Consider the following 24,140-nt stretch of genomic DNA (forward strand, 5'->3'; position numbering starts at 1 on the left):
ATAATGACTGAAATGACATATTTAGAAGCAATTAATTTGGGGATTACAGAAGAAATGGCTCGCGATGAAAAAGTTGTTATTTTTGGAGAAGATGTAGGTGGCGATAAGGGTGGCGTTTTTGGAGTTACTAAAGGTCTTGCTGCAAAATTTGGAGATGATCGCTGTTTTAATACACCGCTAACAGAAGGCTTAATTGGTGGTTTAACAATTGGGCTTGGGTTAAGAGGTTACCGGGCAATTGGTGAATTCCAGTTTGCTGATTATATTTTACCAGCAACCAACCAAATTTTATCAGAAGCTAGAACCATGCGTTATCGTACAAAAGGCGATTGGACAGCACCCATCGTTTATCGTACGCCTTATGGTGGTGGGGTTCGTGGTGGATTATATCACTCACAATCAACTGAAAAAATATTTTGCGGTCAACCCGGATTAAGAGTGGTGACACCTTCTAATCCTTATGATGCAAAAGGTATGATCAAAGCAGCTATCAGATCAGATGATCCAGTCATTTTCTATGAGCATAAAAGATTGTACCGTTTATTAAAGGCTGATGTGCCTGCAGAAGATTACGTTGTACCGATTGATAAAGCAAATGTTGTTCGTGAAGGTAGTGATATTACTGTTATTGCTTACGGCATGATGCTTCAATATGCTATATCTGCAGCTGAAAAATTAGCAACAGAGGGTATTGAAACTGAAGTGGTAGATGTTCGTTCATTGTATCCGCTAGACCGAGAAACATTAGTAAAAGCAGCTAAAAAAACAGGGAAAGTTTTATTAATTTCTGAGGACAACAAAGAAGGCGCGGTTATTAGTGAGATTGCAGCGATGATTTCAGAAGATGCGTTGTTTGATTTAGATGCGCCAATTCAACGTTTAGCTGGACCAGATGTACCAAGTATGGGCTATGCGCTACCTCTTGAACGTGAATTTTTAGTCAATGAAGAGCAGGTGACTCAAGCGATGAAAGACTTGGCAGAATTTTAATCTTGATTTTAGGAGGAAGATAGATATGGCAATCAAAGAGATATTAATGCCTCATTTAGGGGAAAGTGTCACAGAAGCATCAGTTATTCAATGGCTAGTTCAACCAGGAGATTCCGTAAAACGCTATGCTCCTTTAATGGAAGTTGTTTCTGATAAAGTAACAACAGAAGTTCCATCTGATTTTGATGGGATTGTAAAAGAATTAATCGTTAATTTAGATACTGATTATCCAATCGGAACGGTGTTGATGACTTTAGAAGTCGAAGGAGTAAATGGAGCATTAAAACAAGAAGAAGTTACGGATGTTACAGAAGCGATAGTAGCTGAAAAATCAACGCCACCAGCTAAACCAGCTGGAAAAAATGCTGGCCGATTTTCACCTGCAGTTTTAAAATTATCACAAGAAAAAGGGATTGATTTAACTCAAGTGGTGGGGACTGGAAAAGAAGGGCGAATAACTAGAAAAGATATCATGAATTTTGTTCCTGGCTCTGTACCAAATGTGGAAGTCGCACCTGTTGAAACAGTAGTGGAAGCTGTAAAAGAAGTTCCCGTTCAACTGTCACAATCCAAACCAGTTGTCACCAATTCTAAGGATGAAATCATTCCTGCTGATGGCGTTAGAAAAGCTATTGCTAAGAAGATGGTTCAAAGTGTCAATGAAATTCCTCATGCTTGGATTATGGTAGAAGCTGATGTAACGAATATTGTTAATTTACGAAATAGTGTCAAAGAAGACTTTAAAAAACAAGAAGGTATCCCATTAAGTTTCTTCCCATTCTTTGCTAAAGCTGTTGTACAAGCCATGAAGAAAAACCCGAAAATGAATACATCATGGCAGGATGGTAATATTGTTTATCACAAAGATATTAATTTATCGATTGCTGTAACAACTGATGATCATTTATTTGTTCCAGTTATTCATCAAGCAGATAACTATTCTCTTGCTGGACTTACAAAAGAAATCAATCGATTAGCTACAGATGTTCGTCAAGGTTCATTAGCGAGTCAAGATATGCAAGGTGGAACATTTACGTTGAATAATACTGGTAGTTTAGGTTCAGTCCAATCGATGGGCATTATCAACCACCCTCAAGCAGCGATTTTACAAGTGGAATCAATTAACAAACGTGTGGTACCAACTAAAGATGGCGGCTTTAAAGTAGCAGATATGGTTAATCTTTGTCTATCAATTGATCACCGAATTTTAGATGGCCAACAAGCTGGAAAATTCTTGAAAGATGTCAAAGAAAATTTAGCAAGGTTTATAAGTGATTCAGACATTTATTAAAAAATAAGTTTGTTTTTCTCTAAATGAGTGATAGCTTTTTCAAAATAGTAATAAACTAGGAAAAGAGGATGACCTTAAAGTTAGCCTCTTCTTCCTTAAATTTCAATAGTGCAATGATTCTCAATGTTAAACTTAATAAATTTGTTGTAAAAAAATTATACAATTAGGGGTTTTTAACATGACAAATGATGTGGTTAAAACAAAAATGACGCCAAAAATTTTTTTTAATAAGTTATTGACAGGAACAGCGCAAGGAACAATCATAGCGTTAATTCCCAATGCTGTATTAGGTGCAATTTTAAAATACTTTGCAGATATTAAAGTAGTAGAAATGATTATTCATGCGGCGCAAATTTTCCAAGTTGGAACAGCACTTATTATTGCAGCATTAATCGCCAAACAATTTGATTTAACACCACCGAAGATGATGATTGTCGGTGGTGCAGCTTTTGCTGGTTCAGGAGTGATTAAGTTCAATCCAGAGGTCGGGGGCTTTATTGCGGCCGGTACGGGAGATATTATCAATATTATGCTAACAGCTTCAATCGCAGTATTAATGATGCTTTGGATTGATACTAAGTTCGGTTCTGTTGAAATTATCGCTTTACCAATTGTTGTGGGAATTGGTGCTGGTTTAGCAGGGATGTTGATGTACCCTTATGTCACACAAATTACGGTGGCGATTGGAAAAGTTATCAATAACTTTACTGACTTCCAACCAATCATTATGAGTATACTGATAGCTTGTTCTTTTGCAGCTCTTATCATCTCACCAATTACAACAGTGGCAATTGGGATGGCTATTCAATTGAACGGTGTATCTGCGGGAGCAGCAGCTATGGGAATTGCAGCGACAACAATCGTTTTAGTTATTAATTCTTGGAAAGTAAATGAATCAGGCGTGACACTTGCAGTTTCTTTGGGTGGTATGAAGATGATGATGCCTAATCTGTTTAAGTATCCAATTATTTTAGTTCCATGCTTAGTAACCGCAGCTATCTCAGCCATTCCTGTTGCACTATTTAACATCTCAGGTACGCCAAATTCAGCCGGGTTTGGATTAGTCGGGCTAGTAGGTCCTTTAGCCTCTTTAGACGCTGGTCTTAATGTAATGTTATTAATTGTTTCATGGTTTATTGTTCCAATTGCAGCAGGTCTTTTTTCAAAGTTCTTATTTGAAAAAGTTTTGAAACTGTATGATAGTAATGTAGTTTTTAAATACCAAGGCTAAAAAAATTGAGATTATTAATTATTCTTAATAATCTCGATAAAGTCTTTAATATCCTTTGTGACATGGGCGTCCTTTTTAAGAGCAATTCCGATGGGAAAATAATCATATTGATCTTTTAGTGGTACCCAAATCAAGCCATCACTTTTACCAACTTCTTGGTATTCAATAGGTAAAATACAGATAGAATTATTTTTACGTAAACTATGGAGTAACACTTGTAAATCATCATTATGTAAAATAATATCAGGCTCATAACCAAATTTACTGGATCGGTCTAAAAGTAATCTACCTAACATAAAATTTGTTGTGAGTGATGAAAAACGTTGACCTTGTAGATCTTTAAATGTGAGAATATTTTTTTTAGAGAGCGGATTGTTTTCTGGAATAACGACATAAACATGGTAGCCTCTAGTAGATGTTTCTAAAGCTTCAATCGAGAGTGTTTCTGGATGGAGATTAGGAAAAGAAATTAAACCAATATCAATCTCACTATCTACAAGCATTTGTTGTAAGTAAGGTGAGCCATCTTGTTTAATGATCAAATCAACATGGGGATGGGAAGATAGGAAAGCAGAAATTTCTTTCATAAATTGAACAGAGAAAAGAGTAGTAATACCTAATCGTATTTTCTTCTTGACTGTTTTGGATTCGTCATCCATTAAATGAATATCTGTGATTAATTGATCAAATTCTTCCACAACTGTTTGTCCATGTTCATAAAGATAAAGGCCAGTTTTGGTTAATTGAAAAGGTTTATCAGTGTGTGTGAAAAGAGTAGTTCGTAAATCGCCTTCTAATTTTTTTAAAGCCAAAGATAATGTTGGCTGGGTTACGAATAAATTTCTTGCAGCAGCAGATAAGTTTCTAGTATTAGCAATTTCGATAAAGTATTTAAGTTGTTGAATATTCAAAACAGGCACCTTCCATCTTAAAATAAGCTAAATTATACTATCTATTATTACTTATAATACCATAAAAAATTTGAATTTATGCTGTTTTCTTATTAGAATAAAGTATACTAAAATAAAAAATAAGGAGTGTTTTTATATGAATATTATAATTGCAGGAGCAGGCGCTATGGGAAGCCGATTTGGTTTAATGCTCCATCAAGCTAAAAATAATGTGATTTTAGTTGATGGTTGGCAAGAGCATATCGATTGTATCAATCAAGAGGGATTAAAAGCTAATTTTAACGGAGAAGAAATTGTAGAAAAGATTCCGGTATACCATCAGAATGAAGTATCAAATATTGAATTTTCTGCTGATCTGGTGATTCTTTTTACTAAAGCAATGCAACTAGATAATATGCTACAAGAAATTAAAAGTATGATTGGTCAAAATACTAAAGTATTATGTTTGTTAAATGGTATTGGACATGAAGACGTTATCAAAAAATATGTTCCTTTAAGTAACATTATTTTAGGGAATACAATGTGGACAGCAGGATTAGAAGGACCTGGGAAAGCTAAATTATTTGGTAATGGCTCCATTGATTTACAAAACTTAGGTGAAGACGGAAAAGGAGCAGCTGAAGAAGTCATTGCTTGCTTAAATGAAGCCAAATTAAATGCTAAATATTCAGATAATATCCTATCATCAATTTATAAAAAAGCCTGTGTCAATGGAACCATGAATGGTTTATGCACGATTTTAGATTCAAACATGGCAGGTTTTGGTGAAACTAATGTGGCTGATGATATTGTAAAAAGCATTGTGGCTGAATTTGCGGCAGTTGCAGCCGTTGAGAAAGCTGAGTTAAATATAGATGAGGTGTTAACTCAAATTAAATCATGCTATAACCGTGAAACAATAGGTTTACATCACCCATCAATGTACCAAGATTTAATCATTAATAATCGCTTAACAGAAATTGATTACATTAATGGGGCTATTGTTCGTAAAGGAAAACAATACAATATTGAGACACCCTACTGTTTATTTTTAACACAATTAATTCATGCTAAAGAACAAATATTAGGTGCTAAATAATTATGAAAAAACTCATTCTTTTTGTTAGGAATGAGTTTTTTTTGTTTGCTTATTAGTGGTACAATAGGGAAATAAAGGGGACATAGTATGATTAAAATACAAGGATTAACTTATTCAGATGATTTAGCAGATAAAAAAATTTTTGGCAAAATTCATAGTGTGTTTGAGAGAACATTTAATGTAGAAACGGAAACACAGCGAATTATAACTATTGCAACACCGACTATTTTTGACGGCCCTCAAATGATTAAAATAGATACTTTTAATATAGCTAATCTAGGATTAGAAGTTGGTATGATAGTGTCCCAACTAGAAAAAAAAATCTTAGTAGACGATAGGATAGAAATAAACGTGAGCCAGGCAAGCCCAATAGAAGCAATCCCTCTTTTGTTTCCTGAAACTAAGCATGAAGAGATAAAAAGACACGTGGAAATAATTAATTATTTATTGGAAACGAATCTGGATACCGTTGGATTTTATCGTAAAAATTACCCAAACGAGGTAGAAAAAGTAATGCATCACTTTTTGATGGATGGTCGAGAAAACCTGAAAAAGGGATGGCAACAAGAAGACTTAACTATGTTGGGAGTAGCAATTTCTTCATTAATTGGTTTAGGTCATGGATTAACACCTTCCGGAGATGATTTTATAACAGGATTTCTCTTAGTTATTAATAGCCACCACTATCCCAATGTTTATCTAACTAGTGAAGTAAATAAATTAGTAGATAGAGGGAAAGGCAGAACAAATTTAATTAGTCAAAATCAACTTTTGTTAGCGATTAAAGGAAAATCACTAACACCGATTAGTCGCTTTCTATCAGATTTGTACAGTGGAGCATCTATATCAACACTCACTAAAAGTGTTGAAGAAATTTTAAGTGTTGGTTCTTCTTCCGGAAGTGATATCTTAGCTGGTATTCTCTCAGGTGTTGAATTAAGTTTAGAGCAATTAGAAAAAATAAATAAAGGAGCTTTTTCTCATGAAGAATTTTAATTTTCAAGCAGCAACAAATATTTTATTTGGTAAAGGACAAATTGAAAAATTAGTCGATGTACTAGCGCCTTTTGGAAAGAATGTATTATTGACGTATGGAGGCGGCAGTATAAAAAGAAATGGTTTATATGCTGACATTCAAGAAAAATTAGGTTCGGAATTTAATGTGATTGAACTGGCAGGAATTGAGCCTAATCCAAGACTTGAAACGGTTAAAAAAGGTGTGTCGTTATGTCGTGAACATAAAATTGATGTAATTCTAGCGGTTGGGGGTGGATCAACTATTGATTGTTCTAAAGCAATTTCGGCTGGAACGTTCTATGAAGGAAACCCATGGGACTTCACAAATGACAGTAGTTTAGTGGGAGAAACATTACCAATTGTGTCGATTTTGACGATTGCTGCAACAGGTTCAGAAATGAATGGTGGTTCTGTAATAACTAACTTAGAAACAAAAGAAAAATTAAGTTTTGGTTCGCGCGACTTAGCACCAAAAGTATCTATTTTAGACCCAAGTTATACTTTTTCAGTGCCTAAATACCAAACGATGGCAGGATCAGCAGATATTTTAAGTCACTTATTTGAAAATTATTTCAATCAAACAACAGACACTATGGTTCAAGACGGTATTGCTGAAGGACTGATGCGTACAGTTTACCATTACACACCACTTGTTTTAGAAAATCCAGAAGACTATGAAGCACGTGCTAATTTAATGTGGGCAAGTTCTTTGGCATTAAACGGCTTAACTGGTTCTGGAAAAGCAGGTATTTGGTCATGTCACGGGATGGAGCATGAATTAAGTGCATACTATGATATTACTCATGGAATTGGTTTAGCCATTATTACGCCAAGATGGATGAAATATTGTTTAAATGAAAAAACAGTCGGTAAATTTGCAGAATTTGGACATCGAGTGTTTGATATTGAAAAAACAAATAATCAAATGCTAATGGCTGAAAAAGCAATCGAACTAACCTATCAATCATTTAAATCGTGGGGGATACCAATGACTTTAGGAGAAGTTGGAATTGATGACAGTTTATTAGATGAAATGGCCAGTCAGACAGTGAAACATAAAACGATGGATCAAGGGACTTTTGTTCCATTAACTCAAAAAGATATATTGGCTATCTTTACAGACTCTTTGGTTGAAATGTATTAATCAATGATTACTAATAATTTATTACAGTTATTTACAGTATTTATCGTTTATTCAATCATTGGGTGGTTATGGGAAAGTTTATTTTGTTCTTTCAAAGCTAAACATTTTGTTTATCGTGGTTTCTTATTAGGACCTTACTGTCCAGTTTATGGTTTTGGTGTGATTTCGGTATTACTACTAGTTCCGAAAGAATATGGCACGATGTTGAATTTATATTTTAATATTGTAGTGATAGTAACTATTATAGAATATATAACTAGTTTTTTATTAGAAAAAGTATTTAAAATGGAATTATGGGACTATCGTCAAGTCCCACTGAATATTCAAGGAAGAGTAGCTGTCCCAGTCTCTCTTTTTTGGGGGATTGGTTGTTTATTTTTAATTAAAATTATTCATCCAGAAATCGAAAAACTGATAATGGCTCTATTTGATGTTTCTAATGGTTGGTTACCTGTGATTATGTTTGTATTTTTTTTACTGGATGTTATAACAACATTATTCTTCACAGTGACAACTAAAAAAGAAGTGGAGAATTTTGTAGATACTTCTGATAGTGAAAATGCGGTAATAAAAGAATATCGATTGAAGCATTTATTTATTAATGCAGAAGAATCGCTTAGTCGAAGAGTCGTATTAGAGCACTTAAAAAACAAAAAACCACAATTAAAACATCGAAATCTCCATCGGATTGTTAAAAATTACCCTAATTTTAAATTAAAAAAATAAGTATAAGTTTGGATGGAATCAAAAATGGACTGTGGCATAAAGATAGCACTTTATGCCACAGCTTTTATTTTATTTGGAGGTATTATATGAAAATTGAACGTTTGATGTCTATTCTAGTAACATTACTTTCTAAAAGATATCTTAAAGCTAAAGAAATAGCAGATTTGTATCATGTCTCTGTTCGGACGATTTATCGAGATATCGATACACTTAGTCTAGCTGGCATTCCAATATATTCAAAAAAAGGAACGCAAGGCGGCTTTTATATTGCTGAAGAGTATCAATTAAATTCACTGCTTTTTTCAGATATGGAAAAGAAAATCATCTATGATTTAAGTAAAAGTCTAGCGTCAAGTTATCAGCATCCTAAAATAGAAGAATTAAGTCAAAAAATGGCCTATTTAGTTCAAAAAAATCCAAGTAGTTCACCATATTTTTTCGATCTCAGTTTATGGAAATCTAATCAACTTGTTTTGACAGACATCGAAAAAGCAATTGAAAATAAGTGCGTTATTTCTTTTAACTACACTAGTTATAGTGGTGAAACCACATTCCGGAAAGTAGAACCGATTAATTTAATCTGTAAATCTCATGTTTGGTATCTTTTTGGTTTTTGTCAGTTACGACAGGAAGAACGCCTTTTTAGAATAAGCAGAATCAGAAATACTCAAATGTTAACAGAAATATTTAAAGAAGAGCGGCGTAGAATGATTGAAAAATCTGATTTAGAAACTTTTTATACTTCTCTTAGCCAAACTGTGATAATGGAAGAAGTATCCTTATCATTTAATTATTCGGTTAAGGCGAAAGTTTACGATACCTTTTTAGAAGAAGATATTGAGGAATTAGAAGATTGTATGATGGTTATTAAAAAAATGCCGAAAGAAAAATGGCTAGTTGAGATGTTATTAAGTTTTGGTGGAGAGGTTAAAATTTTATCACCAGACTCTCTAAAATTAGAAATAATCAAGGGTGCTCAAAATATATTAAGTCAATATGACATAATGTAGTCACGAGCTTTTGTTACACTAGGGCTATCAAAAAAAGGTAGAGGTGTTTATTTGTGGGAAAAAGTCTGTTTAAAGTTAACGATTGGCAAGAAGAATTTACTATTGAGGAAAAAATTGCTCATGCAAGAGCTGTTTATGATATTGAGGGAGAGCTAACTGGTAAAATTAATGTTGATTATACCATTCTTTACTTAAATTATAACAAAGAAAATAGTCATCAATCATCAAGTGTTTTTGAAGGTTTCATGATTTTTGATGGTGAAATGAATGGAAGAAAAGGCCGATTTATCTTAAGGGACAAGGGAAGTTTTATTGATAATCAATATGAAGCGAAGGTAGAAGTTATAACAGGAACTGGAACAGGTGATTTTATAGGTATTTCTGGAAAAGGAACATATGAACCTGCTGAAGAGGGAATGCTATTAAATCTTATGATTAATTAGGAGGAAAAAATAATGAAGTATGAATGGCGTAAACAAGAAAAAGAACTGTATCTTCCTAAAGGAATTGATATTAGACAAATTAAAAAACAATCTTTTTTAATCTTGGAAGGTATGGGGGATCCTAACAATAATTGCCATTATTTAGAACAGATAGAAGCTTTGTATAGTGTTTCTTATTCGTTAAGAATGACATTAAAAAAACAAGGATTTGAATATACGGTTTATCCTTTGGAAGGAGTTTGGACGACTAGTGATGGATCAAAGGATGAAAACTTGAATAAGGATGCTCTTGTCTATCGAATGATGATCCGCCAACCAGAGTCTGTCACTGATGAAATGGTTCAAGTGGCTATTAAAGAAGTTCACCTTAAAAAAAGGAATGAATTGGTCAAAGAGATTGTTTTTGAAACATATGAAGAAGGCACTGTAATTCAAAGTATTCATATAGGTTCTTTTGATACAGAAATTGAAACATTCAAAAAAATGGATCAATTTCTGGAAAAAACAAATGACTCAAAAGATTGGATAATGGGAAAATATGCTCACCGTGAAATTTATCTTTCGGATTTTAGGAGAGTCATGCCTGAGAAAAGAAAGACCTTACTAAGGTATAAACTAAAGGAGAAATAAAATGAAATTAGATATGGTTGGAATTATTGTAAATGATATGAAGCAGGCAATTGCTTTTTATTCCTTATTGAGATTAAAAATTATGATAGGCAATGAAAACGAAGCCTATGTAGAGCTTGAAAATGAAGGGGTTCGTATTTCTTTAAATACTAAAGAGATGATTACTAGTGTTTTAGGTTTTGAACCAGAACAAACTGGAGATAAAGTTGAATTAGCCTTTTTATGTGACAGTCAAAATGAAGTTGACAACTTGGTAGCATCAATAAAAATTGCTGGTTATGAAGTTGTTAGAGAACCGTGGTCTGCTCCGTGGGGACAATATTATGGCTTGGTTCGAGATTCAGATGGTAATATAATTAGTTTATTTGTGAATGAATAAAAGAATTTAATTTAAAGGAGAGGATTTACAGAATAATCCTCTTTTTTTGGATAAAAACCCAAATATTTAATTCGTTAAATAAAAACTTTAGTTTATACATTAATTTTTGTTGTTGAAAGCGTTATCCTTAACTAGTAGAAGATTAAGTAAATTAAATAACATGTACTTTTAAAAAAATCTGGAATTGAAAAGACAAATCTATCTGCAATTATCTGTTTATGATTAAAAAACCAGCTGTTTTTGAATGTTTGTTATAGTTTGCTTAATAGCTAACAAAAGTTTTGAAAAAAACTGAGGGGGAGACACATGAAGAAAAGCGAAATTGGTAAAGCGTCTGTGGCAGTTTTACTTGCAACAACAATTATTCTTACAGGATGTTCAACAGGAGAATCAGCAAAAAACGAAATAAAGTTTGCTGAAACACCAAAAAGTAAAATAGATAAAGGAATGGATAATCAACCTGAATCATCTTATTGGTTTCCAGAAGATTTATTAAAGTGGGATGCTAAAAAAGATATAGATGCTAAATATAACACAAGTACGATGCCATTAGCTAAAAGAGTCGAGAAAAAAGAACTACCTAAGTCAAACAAAACTCAAAATGATGAGATGAAAGTTGTTGCATTATCGATTATGAATAGCAGTACCAGTGGTAACGCACCTAGAGGATTGAATAATTTTGATGCGAATGTGTTTTCTAATTGGCAGTATATTGATCAACTCGTTTATTGGGGAGGATCTTCTGGAGAGGGGATTATTGTCCCACCAAGTCCAGATGTGATTGACGCAGCACATAAAAACGGAGTCCCTGTCCTTGGAACAATCTTTTTCCCACAAACAGCTCATGGAGGAAAAATAGAATGGTTAGATACTTTCCTTAAAAAAGATAAAAATGGCGAGTTTCCAATTGTTGATAAAATGATTGAAGTGGCTGATTTTTATGGTTTTGATGGTTGGTTTATTAATCAAGAAACAGATACGGAAGTTACTAGTTTTGATGATGTAAAAGAAGGTAAAGAAAAAGAAGAAAAAAAATCAGCTGAAAAAGGCTTATCTAAAGAACATGCAGATTTAATGCAAGAACTGATTGCTGAGTTTAAACAAAAATCAGATGATAAACAAGAAATCATGTGGTATGACTCAATGACTAGTGACGGTAAGATGGATTGGCAAAATGCTTTAACAGATAAAAATAAAGATTATATGGTTGATGCTGATTTAAATCCCTTAGCTGATAGTATGTTTTTAAATTTTTGGTGGAATACTGATAAATTAGCTAAGAATGATTTACTAAAAGCTTCGAATGAAAAAGCAAAAGAGTTAAAAATCAATCCGTATGATTTATATGCAGGAATAGATGTTCAGGAAGCTGGTTATATGACACCTGTTAAGTGGGATCTTTTTACAGATAGTAAAGGTAAACCATTAACATCATTAGGTTTATATGTACCGAGTTGGACACATGAGTCCTCAGGTAATCCAGATGAATTCCAAGAAAAAGAGAATATGTTCTGGGTGAATGGTCAAGGAGATTCGAGTAAAAGTGAACGACCTAAAGATGACGAATGGCCAGGTATATCAACATTTTCGGTGGAACAAACAGCAATTACAGAATTACCATTTACAACCAATTTTAATTTAGGTAATGGGTTTAACTATTTTATTAATGGTGAAAAAGTTTCGAGTATGGAATGGAACAATAGAAGTATGCAAGATATTATGCCAACGTATCGTTGGAGTTTTGAGCATGCTAAAGATAATAAATTAGATGTGACGATGGATTATGCAGATGCATATAATGGTGGTAATTCACTTAAATTAAGAGGAAATATGTCAAAAAATAAGCCTAGTCAAATGAAACTATATGAAACAAAAGTTAAATTAGATAAGGATGTTACAGTAACAACCACAGCAAAATCTGCTACAAAAACTGATTTAAATTTAGTCTTAACTTATGATAACGGCAAAACAGAAACCTTCAAAGCAGATAAGCAAATCGATGAAGAGTGGACAACCGTTAATTATGATGTTAAAAAAGCTGCTGGAAAAACAGTTACAGGAATTAATTATGAAATAGTGGCTCAAGAAAAATCAGAAAACTTTGAACTAAAATTAGGTCAACTATCAGTCTTACCTAAAATGAAAAATGATAATTTATCAGTATCAGGTTTGACGATTGAAGAAGCAATATTTGATGAGGAAGAAAGTAATTTTGCTGGTGTCCGTTTGTATTGGGATGAAGAAAAATCAGATATGTTGTCCCATTATGAAATTTATAGAGTAAATGAAGATAAAACTCGTTCATTCTTAGGGGCAACTCCGTCAAGTAATTTCTATGTTAATGCTTTAGAGAGACAAAAAGATGTTACTAAAACAAATTTTGAAGTGGTTCCAGTCGATAAATTAGGAGAACGTGGTAAATCTTCTAAGGCAGTGACGATGGAGTGGCCAGATAACACTGTTCCAAAAGCAAATTTTAGTGCTTCAAGGACATTAATAGCTCCAGGAGAAAAAGTAACATTTATAGATAAATCATCAAGCAATACTGAGAGCTTGAAATGGGAATTTGAAGGTGGCGATATCAGCGAGAGTACAGATAAAGAACCTGTTGTGACGTACACTAAAGAAGGAACCTACACTGTAAAATTAATATCTAAAAACAAATCAGGTGAAACCCCTCTTGAGATGGAAAAATTAATCACAGTGACAAATGACGCAAAAGGTGATTTGAATTTATTATCTAAGGATGCTAAAACAGAGGCTTCCTCATTTGTAAATGACGGTGAAGCGCCACAATTTGCCGTTGATGGTAAATTAGATACAAAATGGTGTGCTACAGGCAATCCACCACATAGCTTAACGGTTGATTTAGGTGAAGTTAAAACAATTAGTGAAGTACGTATTGGACATGCTGAGGCCGGTGGTGAGGGTCCTGATATGAATACAAGAGCTTATAGTCTTGAAGTAAGTGAAGATGGCAAAGAATTTAAACAAGTGACTCGTGTCATTAATAATGAAAAAGGTGAAACAGCAGATACCTTTGTTGCAACAAAAGCACAGTTTGTCAGATTTACAACAGATAAGCCAACTCAAGGTGCAGATTCGGCTGTTAGAATTTATGACTTTGGGGTTTATGGATTAAAAAAATAAAATAAAGCTATTTCATATGTAATTGGTCTAACTGATTACATATGGAATAGCTTTTAAAACGCTATTTAGTAAAAGCCATTAAATTTGAAAAAAATATATATTAGTGCTACAATTTTCAAAAATTAGAAAAGAGGATAGTTGATGACATTATCTAAATCAAAAAAAATTGTTCATATCTCCGCTTTTTTTGGAGCGATTGTCTGTCTAAGTCCAATTCCTTTTTCGGATTCTATTATGTTACTTCCAATCCAAGCGTGGATGATTATGAAATTATATAAAGTGAACAATAAAAAGCAATCAGATGGCTTGATTAAAGGAATTATGACTTCTATGACGCTATCTGTAATTGGTAAAGGGCTTGCGGGTAATTTACTAAAATTAATACCGATGATTGGCTCTTTTTGGGGGATTGCTATTAATGTCATAGTAGCAGTTGTTTTAACAGAAATGATAGGCATGTCTGTCAGTGAAGCATTGGAACAAAATGAGATAGATAATACTAAAGATTTAATGATTATTTTGTCTAGAGCGACTAAGTTATTCGTATAAATAAAAATGAGACTGACATTTGGGTCTGTCTCTTTTTTATTTCCAGTCGTTCGGAGTAAAATACCTTTTTGCCTACCTATTTTTTATACATATTTTCATAAAAACATGTAGTTGTGACTAGTAAAATGTGATAGGATAGCGTTATCAGTGGTTTAACTACTGACTATTGTCGAAATATTGCTTAACAAAATTCATAATCGAGGTGTTTCAAATGGGAAAAATTCGTATTAATAATCTAAAGTTTTTTACAAAGAATGGCGTTTTAAAAGAAGAACGAGTTTTAGGTCAACAATTAGAAGTCGATGTTGAATTAACAATGGATATTACTAAAGCTGGTAAAACAGATGATGTTCAAGATACCGTTAGTTATGCCGAAGTCAATGATCAAATTGCCTTAAGACTGCAAAGAGATTCCTTTGATTTAGTCGAGGCAGTGGCCTCTGCTATTTTAGATGATATTGAAGCAGTTCATGGAGAAAAATTACAAAAAGTGATGATTCGCATTAGAAAATATAGTGTTCCTATGCCGGGAATCTTTGATAACATCGAAATAGAGATGGAAAGAGAGATGAATGGCAAATGACTCTCTGCTATTTAGCACTAGGCAGTAATTTAGGTGATCGAGTGGACCTTTTAAAAAAAGCCGTTCAATTACTATCAGAAAAAGAGAGAATTAACGTTTTAGCTCAGTCAGAAATTTATGAAACAGAACCTTATGGCGATGTTCCTCAAGATAATTATTTGAATGCAGTTATAAAAATAGAAACAACTTTAGCTCCGACTGAATTGTTAGATACGACGCAAAAAATTGAGTTAGAATTAGGGCGCGAGCGTTTAATTCGTTGGGGTCCACGTACCATTGATATCGATTTAATTTTAATGGACGGGATTACTTATCAAGATGAGCGTTTAACAATTCCTCATCTCGAAGTGGCAAAACGCTCTTTCGTTTTAATTCCACTAAAGGATGTTTACGAAAAGACAGAGTTGTTTGGTAAAGATATAGAACAATTAATCAGTGAAACAGGCAATCAAGAGGAAGTCTGGAAAAGTCGAGAAAGTTGGTAAGTCAAATGGATTTAGAAAATAAACAAATTATTGAAGATGCTGTAAAACAAATTTTAAAAGCAATTGGCGAAAATCCAGATCGTGAAGGCTTAAAAAATACGCCTAAGCGTGTCGCTAAAATGTATGATGAGGTTTTTGGTTCTTTAACAGGCCCTGAATTTGATGATTATGCTTTATTTGATAGTCGTAATGAAGACGATATGGTTTTAGTTAAAGATATTCAGTTCTATTCAATGTGTGAACATCATTTGTTACCTTTTTTTGGAAAAGCACATGTCGCGTATATTCCTGACGGTAATAAAGTACTTGGACTTAGTAAATTACCTCGTTTAGTTGAATACTGTGCCAAACGTCCAAGTGTCCAAGAAGATCTAACAGTTATGATTGTTGAACAATTAGTGAAACATGTTCCTGTCAAAGGCGTTGCAGTGTCCATTGAAGCAGAACACATGTGTATGACAATGCGTGGGATTAAAAGTCCCCATAGTTCAACTAAAACATTTCATTATACAGGTGTATTTAAAGAAGATCGTGATGTTAAAAATGATTTCTTGAGAGCAATTGATTAGGAAGGAATAATGATGGAAATTATAGTTGGAACAAACAACCCAGGAAAATTAGAAGAAATCAAAAGTAGTCTGTCAAATCGACAGATTACTTTTATTTCATATGTCGATAAATTAGGTAGGACAGTTAATTTTCCAGAAACCGGAACAACATTTAAAGAAAATGCTGAAGAAAAGGCTGGAAATTATGCAAAATATTTAAAAGAACCGGTTCTTGCGGATGATGGTGGGCTCATTTTAGAAGCATTTCCGACTCTTTTAGGACTTAAAACAGCTCGTTTCTTCACTAAAGATTTAACGGATAGTCAAAAAAATCAGCAGCTTTTTAATTTAATGGAAAATGAAAAAAATCGTAACTTGATACTTCATGCAACTGTTTCATATGTTTATCCAAGCGGTAAAGTTATTACAGTTGAGGAAAAACTTCTGGGTGAGTTAACTACTAAAGAAGTTGGGACATTAGGTTACGGTTTTGATAGATGTATTTTTCTTCCGCAAGAGAGAAAAACTTTAGCGGAATTATCTCTTCCAGAACGAAATAGATTTAGTCCCAGAGTGAGAGCTTTAAAAAAAATCATTAAATTGATTGAGGAAGAAGAGGATTTGTTATGAAAAATGTAAAAATAATGGGTATTGTAAATGTTACGCCAGATTCATTTTCAGATGGCGGGCAATTTTTTAATGCTGAAAAGGCGGTTGAACATGGTTTACAATTAATATCAGATGGTGCTGATATTTTAGATATTGGTGGGCAATCTACTCGTCCTGGCTATACTGAAGTGTCTTTTGAAGAAGAGATCCGACGAATAGATTCTGTGATTAAAGGCTTGAGAGAACATAGTAATATCCCAATCTCGATTGATACTTATTTTCCAGAAGTTGCTGATTATGCCTTATCAATTGGTGCTAATATTATTAATGATGTGAAAGGGTTAGATCTACCTGGAATGATTGATGTTGCTGTTAAATATCCAGAATGTGAAGTAGTTATTATGCATTCAAGACCGAGAAAAAAAGAGTTAAATATTGAGGAAGATTTACAAGCTTTCTATGAAGAAAAGTACCAAGCATGTCAAAAAGCCGGGATTTCTAGTCATCGAATTTTTTTTGATCCAGGTATTGGTTTTGGTAAATCAGTTGCAGAAAATATTGAAATATTAAAATATCCACAAAAATTTCGTTATAAAAATTTTCCTTTATTATATGGTGTTTCAAGAAAAAGAACAATTGACCACTTAATTCATGAAGAAAATCCTTTGGAAAGAGATTTTGGCTCAGTTGCAGCTACATTATATCCAGCAACATTAGGAGTTGAGGTTGTTCGTGTTCATCAAGTGAAAGGAATGAAAGATACACTACATATTTGGATGACATTATCAGATAAATGATTGATATGTGTACTTATTTTTAATATTTATGATATAATTAGTCTATGGATGTGGCTAATATTTCATAAAGGAAGTGTTGAAAATGGAAGAAACTTTATTCTTTAATTTAGGGAATGCTTTGGCTTCGAATTTTGATACCAAAGAACTTGAAAGAACAGCGCAAGTCGAACGATTAAAGTGGAAAAGAGAACGAAAATTGGTAATTGTTACTGATCCAGAACATCCTGATAAAGAAAAAATTTTATTTGATTTATCTGATCAAGAAACATCATCAACTAATACTATCGCTTTTAAAGTTCATAAGGTCATTGAGTAAAAATACAAAAATTTAATAAGTGAGTCATCTGAGCCAAAGAGTGTTTTAATAATTTTGTCTTAGATGGCTTATTTTTTTGTGAAATTAAATATATGATATTGTGATAAATTATATATATTCTAAAAATGAATACTAACTATTCAAACGGATAGCTCATAAATTTTAAAGAAAGCGTTATCATTACAGGTGTATAAATGTACAGTTTAAGGAATATTTGTTGTAGTGTTAATAATACTAAAAAAAGAGAGGAGCGTAAATAGTTATAAAAAATAAATTCACAATTATAGTCATAATTAATGTTAATAAGTAAACAAACAAATAAAAATTAGATTAATAAAATCTGTAAGATAACTTATCTTTTACTAAAAGAATTGATAAAAAATATTTCTTTATTAAATTGTATTTAACATTTATTTCAAACATTTTGTATGTAAAGTCCCACTGTGATTATTTGAGAGAGCTGAAATCTAAATAATTCAAAAAGAGAAATTGGAGGAAAAATTATGTCTGATGGTGGAACTAATCAGTTAAAAAAAACGTTAGGATTTACAGTTGCTTTAACAACAATTATAGGGATGGTAGTCGGATCAGGAATATTTTTTAAACCCTATGCTATTTTTAATGCAACCGGGGGAGCACCAGGATTAGGAATGTTGGCTTGGGTCATCGCAGGATTACTTTCTCTTGCAGGAGCATTGACAGCAGCCGAAATAGCAGGAATGATTCCGAAAACTGGAGGAATGGTTACTTATATTCACGATATTTATGGGCCGAAAATGGGTTTTATGACCGGATGGGTAGACTCAGCACTTTATCAAACTGGATCCACAGCAGCAATTGCGGTAGTGTTTGGTGTTCAGGGCGCTAGTTTATTAGGATTCCCACCAGATAATTATTGGCCAAAAGTTTTACTTGCTATTGGAACAACAGGCTTTTTAGCATTTATGAATAATTTAGGATCACGAACAAGTGGAATCATACAAAATATTGCCACAGTTGGAAAATTAATTCCTTTAGTAACTATTATTGCAGTGAGCTTTGTTAAAGGAACAGGAAACGATGTATTAACACCTTTGTTAGGTCCAGATCTTAACCCAGGTAAAGCTTTTTCATTAGCTTTATTAGCAGCTTTATTTGCTTTTGATGGCTGGATGGGAGTAGGAATGATTGCTGGTGAAATGAAAAATCCAGGAAAAGATCTTCCAAAAGCGTTGATTCTAGGAATCTCTATTGTTTCTTTTATTTACATTATTATGAACGTTGCTTACCTTTGGGTGATGCCAGCAGATCAATTAATGTTAACTGAAACACCTGCAGCAGATGTTTCAAAAATATTATTTGGACAACGTGGAGGTCAGTTTGTTTCAATCGGTATTTTAATTTCAGTATTTGGTGGATTGAATGGTTATGTTTTTACCGCAGCGAGATCAACCTTTACTCTCGCACAAAGCGATAGAATACCTTTTAGTCATGTTCTAAAAAAAGTAAATAAAAATGGCGTACCTTCTAACGCAACATGGTTTGTGTTTATAGCATCTTCTCTTTATTGTCTAACTGGAAAGTACGATTTACTAACAGATTTATCAACGTTTATGATTTGGAACTTTTATATTTTAACTTTTTACGGTGTCATTAAATTAAGAAAATCACATCCTGATGCAGTTAGACCTTACAAAGTACCTTTATATCCAGTTATTCCAATTATTGCGATTCTAGGTGGAGCTGCGGTAGTTATTAGTACGATTATTACACAGTTTACATATGCAATGGCTGGAATTGGTATTATGTTACTTGGTTTACCAGTATATGCTTATTATGAAAAAAAAGATAAAAATAGTAAAAATAATAAATCAGATAAATCAGAAGAACAGATAGAAGAGTTAGTTTAATAAAAATTTAGCTGTTGATCAGTTTATAGCCGTTAATCAAAATAGCATTTTTTAGATAGATGTTAGTCAAGGAAGAAGGGATATGTATGATTCCGAGTTATCACAGACCGAGTAAAGTTATTGTTGATCTTGATGCGATTGCTTTCAATCTCAAAAATGAGAAAGAAAAGGTAGGCCCATCAACGGATATTTTTGCAGTGGTTAAAGCAAATGGTTATGGACATGGAGCAATTGAAGTAGCTAAGACAGCAATATGTGCTGGAGCTAGTGGATTGTGTGTCTCTAATTTAGATGAAGCTTTAGAATTAAGAGAATCAGGTATTCAAGTACCTATATTAGTTTTAAGCTACGTTTCATTAAAGTATGTTCCATTAGCTGTTGAACATCAAATTACGTTAACAGCAACTAATTTAGAATGGATCCAAGGATTAGATGATTACTTAAACGGTGTATTAAAAATTCATTTGAAAATTGATACTGGTATGGGACGAGTGGGGTTAACCAATCCAAAAGAAATGATGGAAGCAAAAAAAATTTTAACTGAACATAAATGGATAGATTTTGAAGGAATATTTACACACATGTCTAAAGCAGATTCAAGTGATAGTCATTATTTTAATCAACAAAAAGAGCGCTTCAATGACGCTTTATTGGTATTAGGTAAGGAAGTTAAGTATATTCATACCTCGAACTCTGCAACTGCTTTGTGGCATGATGCTTGGGAAAGCAATTTAGTCAGATTTGGCATCGCAATGTATGGATTAAATCCTTCTGGAACAGAATTGAAGCCGTCATTTCCACTTAAGCAAGCACTAACTTTAGAAACAGAAATTATTCATATTAAGCAAATGAATGATCAAGAAAAAATCGGATATGGTGCTACTTATGAAGTGAAAGAATCTGAATGGATTGCAACATTGCCTATTGGATACGCTGATGGATTAAGACGTTCATTTCAGGGATTTGAAGTTCTTGTAGAAGGTGAGCGATATCCGATAGTTGGGCGAATTTGTATGGATCAGTTGATGATTAAAGTTAAACATGAACTGCCAATAGGGACAAAAGTTACTATTTTTGGTTTGAATGATGGTTTATTTAATACGATTCAATCTGGAGCAGAGTATGTTGATACGATAAATTATGAAATCACATGTGCATTAACAGACAGATTACCTAGGGAATATATCAAATAGTAAAAAACTGAAAAATGAAGGGAGAATAAGTAGGCAAGATGACGAATGAAAAGTCGAAGGCTATTGATGAAAGTTCGAATAATTTGAAAAGATCTATGAAAGTTCATCAAGTAGTGATGTTAGGTGTTGGGGGGACAATAGGAACTGGTTTATTTGTTGGATCAGGCTATACTATTTCAAAAGCAGGACCAGGAGGAACGTTGTTAGCTTATGGCTTTGGTGCTTTGATCATGTATTTAATGATGATGTGCTTAGGTGAGCTTTTAGTGGCCAAACCTATTGCAGGTGGTGTTCAAGCTTATGCAACAGAATTTATCGGTGACAGTATGGGATTTACAGTTGGATGGGTCAAATGGCTGTCCTATGCAATAACTATTCCGACACAGCTGGTTGCTTCAGGAATTATAATGAAAAATATTTTTCCAAGTATACCAGAACTAGTATGGATTGTATTATTTATGATTTTGCTCTTTATTATGAATGCCAGACCAGCAGAAAAGTATGGAAATATTAATTTTTGGTTTAGTAGTATAAAATTTATTTTAATTATTGTTTTCGTTATTGTTGGTTTGGGTATGATTTTTGGATTAGGTGGTACTGAAGCTGTGGGATTTTCCAACTTTACAAGTCATGGTGGCTTATTTCCAAATGGCTTTAAAGCAGTTATTATGACAATGATGATTTCTGCATTTGCTTATGGAGGTGCAGATTTATTTGCTGCTTCGGCCAGTGAGAGCGAGAATCCTGAAAAAGATATGCCAGTCGCAATTAATTCAGTTATATTAGGTTTAGTTGTTTCATATTTTGTCAGTTTCATTGTGTTATTAGCGATTTTACCTTGGAATGAAGCAAATTTATCAGGTAGTCCTTTTGCGTATGTTTTTCAAAAAGCAGGATTTAAATCAGCTGAACTAGTTGTGAATATTGTTGTATTAACTTCAGCTTTATCATCATGCAATGCGTTTATTTACTCGAGTACAAGATCGTTATGGTCTTTAGGTCAATATAAACAAGCGCCAAAATTTGTGACAGCTGTTAATAAAAATGATATTCCAATGAATGCCTTAATTATTACAATGATTTTTGCTTTGGGAGCTGTTGTCTCAAGTGTTTTATCACCAGATTTGGTTTACTTATTTTTAACTTCTTTAATCGGAATCAGTAACATGTTTATTTATGTACTATATGGTGTTTGTTTAATGAAATTTAGAAAACAATTAAGTCAGGATAATATTTCTATAGACACATTAAAATATAAAACACCGCTTTATCCATTGACACCAATTTTATTAATTGTTTTATCCGTTGTTGTTTTTGTGGGCATGTTTTTTGATCCAACCCAAAAAACAGCACTTATTGCTGGAATTCCAACGTATGTCTTGATTTTCTTAGGTGCTCATTTTTATTATAAAAATAAAAAAAAATAATGTAAAAGGAGTTTATCAAATGTATAAGATGTTAGCAGAAAAAAATAATTTATCAAGTCGAATAGAGGAATTAACGATTCGATTAACACAAGTGATAAGTGTTACTGAAACTGCTGGTGAGATTGACATTAGTCAAGAAATATTTAATATCTTTATGGAGATGGATTATTATAAAAATAATCCAGAACATGTTTATATTCAAGATATTCCAACAGATCGTTTGGGAAGAAAAAATGTAATCGCTATATTAAAGGGAAATAAAGGTAACAGTAAAAAAGCTGTTTCTTTATTAGGACATACGGATACAGTGGGGATATCAGATTATGGTAATTTGATAGATATGTGCAACAAACCTTATGAATTAACGTCAAAGATGTCTGAAATTATTAGAGACTTACCAGAAACAGTTCAAGAAGATATTCAATCTGAAAAAGAGAATTTTTTGTTCGGTCGTGGAATTTTCGACATGAAGAGTGGTGATGCCATTATCATTGCATTGATGGAAGCTATTTCAAAAGATTTAGATAATTTTGAAGGAAATATTATTTATACAGCTGTTTGTGATGAAGAATCAAATTCAGTGGGGATGTTTGCAGCTGTTCCGGAATTAAATAAGATTCAAAAAGAAAATAATTGGGATATCCAAGGAATGATAGATACTGATTATATGACTAATGAATATCATGGTGACGATGATAAATACGTTTATGTAGGAGCTGTAGGTAAATTAATGCCTTCATTCTTTGTTGTTGGACAAGAAACTCATGTTGGCGAATCCTTTAATGGATTTGATCCTAATCAAATGGTGGCTGAATTAACCAAAAAAATTAATATGAATACAGAGTATTGTGATATAGCAGAGGGTCAGGTAACGCTTCCACCCTTAACTTTAAAACAACGAGATTTAAAACCAGAATATTCAGTTCAAAGTGCTAAAACTGCAACGTTATTCTTTAATTATGCAACACATAAAAGTACACCTGATGAAGTTTTGGAAAAAATGGTACTTGCAGCAAAAGAATGTATGCAAATTTCGATTAATGATTTAAATAAACAATACAAATCTTTTTGTGAATTATCTAAAATTGAACACAAAGAACTACCTTGGAAAGAGCATGTTATCACTTATGATGAACTCTATGCAAAAGTTAAAGAAGAAATGGGTTATCGTTTAGAAGTAATCATTAGTGAATTTGAACATGAAAAATTAAAAGATGAAAAATTGGATGAACGTGACTATTCTCTTGCGTTAGTTGAAAAAGTACATAGTTTATGGTCAAATAGACATCCTGTAATTGTCGTTTATTTTACGCCTCCTTATTATCCACATGTTTTAGTTAATGGTAAAAGTGAAAAAGAACAGCGAGTACTTGATGCAGTTAAAAGTGCGGTGAATGATACAGAGACTAACTATAATTTGGTTTATAAAAACTTTTTCCCATATATAGCAGATATCAGTTTTGCTGCAGCGCCACAAGGTGAGGATGTTATTAATGCATTGAAACAGAACATGCCAGGATTTGGAACGAAATATGTGATGCCATTAGATGAAATGTCCGAGTTAAATTTACCGGTATTAGACATTGGACCATTTGGTAAAGACGCGCATAAATATACTGAAAGATTAGAAACTAACTATTCATTCAATACCACGCCAGAGCTTGTTTATAGAACAGTTATTAATTTGTTGAAAACTAATTAAACAATTATTTAATAATGAAAAGTAACTATTCCAATTTGGCAA

At 32.9% G+C, this 24,140-nt stretch carries 24 protein-coding genes; 23 read left to right on the forward strand and 1 reads right to left on the reverse strand.

Features of this window, described 5'->3' with window-relative positions; genetic code table 11:
• Positions 1-3 precede the first annotated feature (3 nt).
• The 3 genes from FM121_RS10965 to FM121_RS10975 all read left to right on the forward strand — a co-directional run bounded on the left by FM121_RS10965 (position 4) and on the right by FM121_RS10975 (position 3,512).
• Positions 4-990 (forward strand): alpha-ketoacid dehydrogenase subunit beta, encoded by a 987-nt coding sequence (locus FM121_RS10965; protein ID WP_086952205.1) that lies wholly within the window; start codon positions 4-6, stop codon positions 988-990.
• A 25-nt stretch (positions 991-1,015) separates the two neighbouring features.
• Positions 1,016-2,281: a dihydrolipoamide acetyltransferase family protein gene (locus FM121_RS10970; RefSeq protein WP_086952206.1), complete on the forward strand. Its 1,266-nt coding sequence runs from the start codon at positions 1,016-1,018 to the stop codon at positions 2,279-2,281.
• Between the two features lie 178 nt (positions 2,282-2,459).
• The gene (locus FM121_RS10975) at positions 2,460-3,512 is read left to right on the forward strand and encodes a PTS sugar transporter subunit IIC (RefSeq protein ID WP_086952207.1); all 1,053 of its coding nucleotides are present in this window, start codon (positions 2,460-2,462) and stop codon (positions 3,510-3,512) included.
• Between the two features lie 14 nt (positions 3,513-3,526).
• Here FM121_RS10975 and FM121_RS10980 read toward each other — a convergent pair whose 3' ends face one another.
• Positions 3,527-4,423 (reverse strand): LysR family transcriptional regulator, encoded by an 897-nt coding sequence (locus tag FM121_RS10980; RefSeq protein WP_086952208.1) that lies wholly within the window; start codon positions 4,421-4,423, stop codon positions 3,527-3,529.
• A gap of 136 nt (positions 4,424-4,559) precedes the next feature.
• Here FM121_RS10980 and FM121_RS10985 point away from each other — a divergent pair, with 136 nt between their 5' ends.
• The 20 genes from FM121_RS10985 to FM121_RS11080 all read left to right on the forward strand — a co-directional run bounded on the left by FM121_RS10985 (position 4,560) and on the right by FM121_RS11080 (position 24,098).
• The gene (locus FM121_RS10985) at positions 4,560-5,501 is read left to right on the forward strand and encodes a 2-dehydropantoate 2-reductase (protein ID WP_086952209.1); all 942 of its coding nucleotides are present in this window, start codon (positions 4,560-4,562) and stop codon (positions 5,499-5,501) included.
• Between the two features lie 87 nt (positions 5,502-5,588).
• Complete coding sequence (locus tag FM121_RS10990) at positions 5,589-6,497, forward strand: DUF2877 domain-containing protein (RefSeq protein ID WP_086952210.1); 909 nt, start codon at positions 5,589-5,591, stop codon at positions 6,495-6,497.
• Positions 6,484-7,662: an iron-containing alcohol dehydrogenase gene (locus FM121_RS10995; RefSeq protein WP_086952211.1), complete on the forward strand. Its 1,179-nt coding sequence runs from the start codon at positions 6,484-6,486 to the stop codon at positions 7,660-7,662. The genes FM121_RS10990 and FM121_RS10995 overlap by 14 nt, the downstream gene beginning before the upstream one ends.
• Positions 7,663-7,665: 3 nt before the next feature.
• The gene (locus tag FM121_RS11000; protein ID WP_086952212.1) at positions 7,666-8,388 is read left to right on the forward strand and encodes a putative ABC transporter permease; all 723 of its coding nucleotides are present in this window, start codon (positions 7,666-7,668) and stop codon (positions 8,386-8,388) included.
• Between the two features lie 8 nt (positions 8,389-8,396).
• Entirely contained in the window at positions 8,397-9,398 is a 1,002-nt protein-coding gene (locus tag FM121_RS11005) for a helix-turn-helix transcriptional regulator (RefSeq protein WP_256958451.1), read from the forward strand.
• Between the two features lie 53 nt (positions 9,399-9,451).
• Positions 9,452-9,841 carry a DUF3224 domain-containing protein gene (locus FM121_RS11010; protein WP_086952214.1) on the forward strand — a complete coding sequence of 130 codons (390 nt, stop codon included), beginning with the start codon at positions 9,452-9,454 and terminating at the stop codon, positions 9,839-9,841.
• A gap of 12 nt (positions 9,842-9,853) precedes the next feature.
• Positions 9,854-10,471, forward strand: coding sequence for a GyrI-like domain-containing protein (locus tag FM121_RS11015; protein ID WP_086952215.1), 618 nt, complete (start codon positions 9,854-9,856; stop codon positions 10,469-10,471).
• 1 nt (position 10,472) lies between these two features.
• A complete protein-coding gene (locus FM121_RS11020) occupies positions 10,473-10,850 on the forward strand; it encodes a VOC family protein (protein ID WP_086952216.1) in 378 nt (125 codons plus the stop codon).
• 306 nt (positions 10,851-11,156) lie between these two features.
• The gene (locus FM121_RS11025) at positions 11,157-14,000 is read left to right on the forward strand and encodes an endo-beta-N-acetylglucosaminidase (RefSeq protein WP_086952217.1); all 2,844 of its coding nucleotides are present in this window, start codon (positions 11,157-11,159) and stop codon (positions 13,998-14,000) included.
• 141 nt (positions 14,001-14,141) lie between these two features.
• Entirely contained in the window at positions 14,142-14,549 is a 408-nt protein-coding gene (locus FM121_RS11030; RefSeq protein WP_086952218.1) for a DUF697 domain-containing protein, read from the forward strand.
• A gap of 211 nt (positions 14,550-14,760) precedes the next feature.
• Positions 14,761-15,132, forward strand: coding sequence for a dihydroneopterin aldolase (folB, locus tag FM121_RS11035; RefSeq protein ID WP_086952219.1), 372 nt, complete (start codon positions 14,761-14,763; stop codon positions 15,130-15,132).
• Positions 15,129-15,617, forward strand: a complete 489-nt coding sequence (folK, locus tag FM121_RS11040; RefSeq protein ID WP_086952220.1) for a 2-amino-4-hydroxy-6-hydroxymethyldihydropteridine diphosphokinase — start codon at positions 15,129-15,131, stop codon at positions 15,615-15,617. Before folB ends, folK begins: the two co-directional genes overlap by 4 nt.
• 5 nt (positions 15,618-15,622) lie before the next feature.
• Entirely contained in the window at positions 15,623-16,186 is a 564-nt protein-coding gene (folE, locus tag FM121_RS11045) for a GTP cyclohydrolase I FolE (RefSeq protein WP_086952530.1), read from the forward strand.
• 12 nt (positions 16,187-16,198) lie between these two features.
• Entirely contained in the window at positions 16,199-16,795 is a 597-nt protein-coding gene (locus tag FM121_RS11050; protein WP_086952221.1) for a non-canonical purine NTP pyrophosphatase, read from the forward strand.
• Complete coding sequence (folP, locus tag FM121_RS11055; RefSeq protein WP_256958452.1) at positions 16,792-17,571, forward strand: dihydropteroate synthase; 780 nt, start codon at positions 16,792-16,794, stop codon at positions 17,569-17,571. Before FM121_RS11050 ends, folP begins: the two co-directional genes overlap by 4 nt.
• Before the next feature lie 82 nt (positions 17,572-17,653).
• A complete protein-coding gene (locus FM121_RS11060) occupies positions 17,654-17,887 on the forward strand; it encodes a hypothetical protein (RefSeq protein ID WP_086952222.1) in 234 nt (77 codons plus the stop codon).
• 503 nt (positions 17,888-18,390) lie between these two features.
• Complete coding sequence (locus FM121_RS11065; protein ID WP_086952223.1) at positions 18,391-19,776, forward strand: APC family permease; 1,386 nt, start codon at positions 18,391-18,393, stop codon at positions 19,774-19,776.
• An 86-nt stretch (positions 19,777-19,862) separates the two neighbouring features.
• Positions 19,863-20,969 (forward strand): alanine racemase, encoded by a 1,107-nt coding sequence (gene alr, locus FM121_RS11070; RefSeq protein ID WP_086952224.1) that lies wholly within the window; start codon positions 19,863-19,865, stop codon positions 20,967-20,969.
• Between the two features lie 38 nt (positions 20,970-21,007).
• Positions 21,008-22,396, forward strand: coding sequence for an amino acid permease (locus FM121_RS11075; protein WP_086952225.1), 1,389 nt, complete (start codon positions 21,008-21,010; stop codon positions 22,394-22,396).
• A gap of 19 nt (positions 22,397-22,415) precedes the next feature.
• Positions 22,416-24,098, forward strand: a complete 1,683-nt coding sequence (locus FM121_RS11080; RefSeq protein WP_218778636.1) for a M20/M25/M40 family metallo-hydrolase — start codon at positions 22,416-22,418, stop codon at positions 24,096-24,098.
• Positions 24,099-24,140: the final 42 nt, after the last annotated feature.

This window comes from Vagococcus fluvialis bH819 (assembly GCF_900163795.1).
In the GTDB taxonomy this organism is placed as follows: Bacteria; Bacillota; Bacilli; order Lactobacillales; family Vagococcaceae; genus Vagococcus; species Vagococcus fluvialis_A.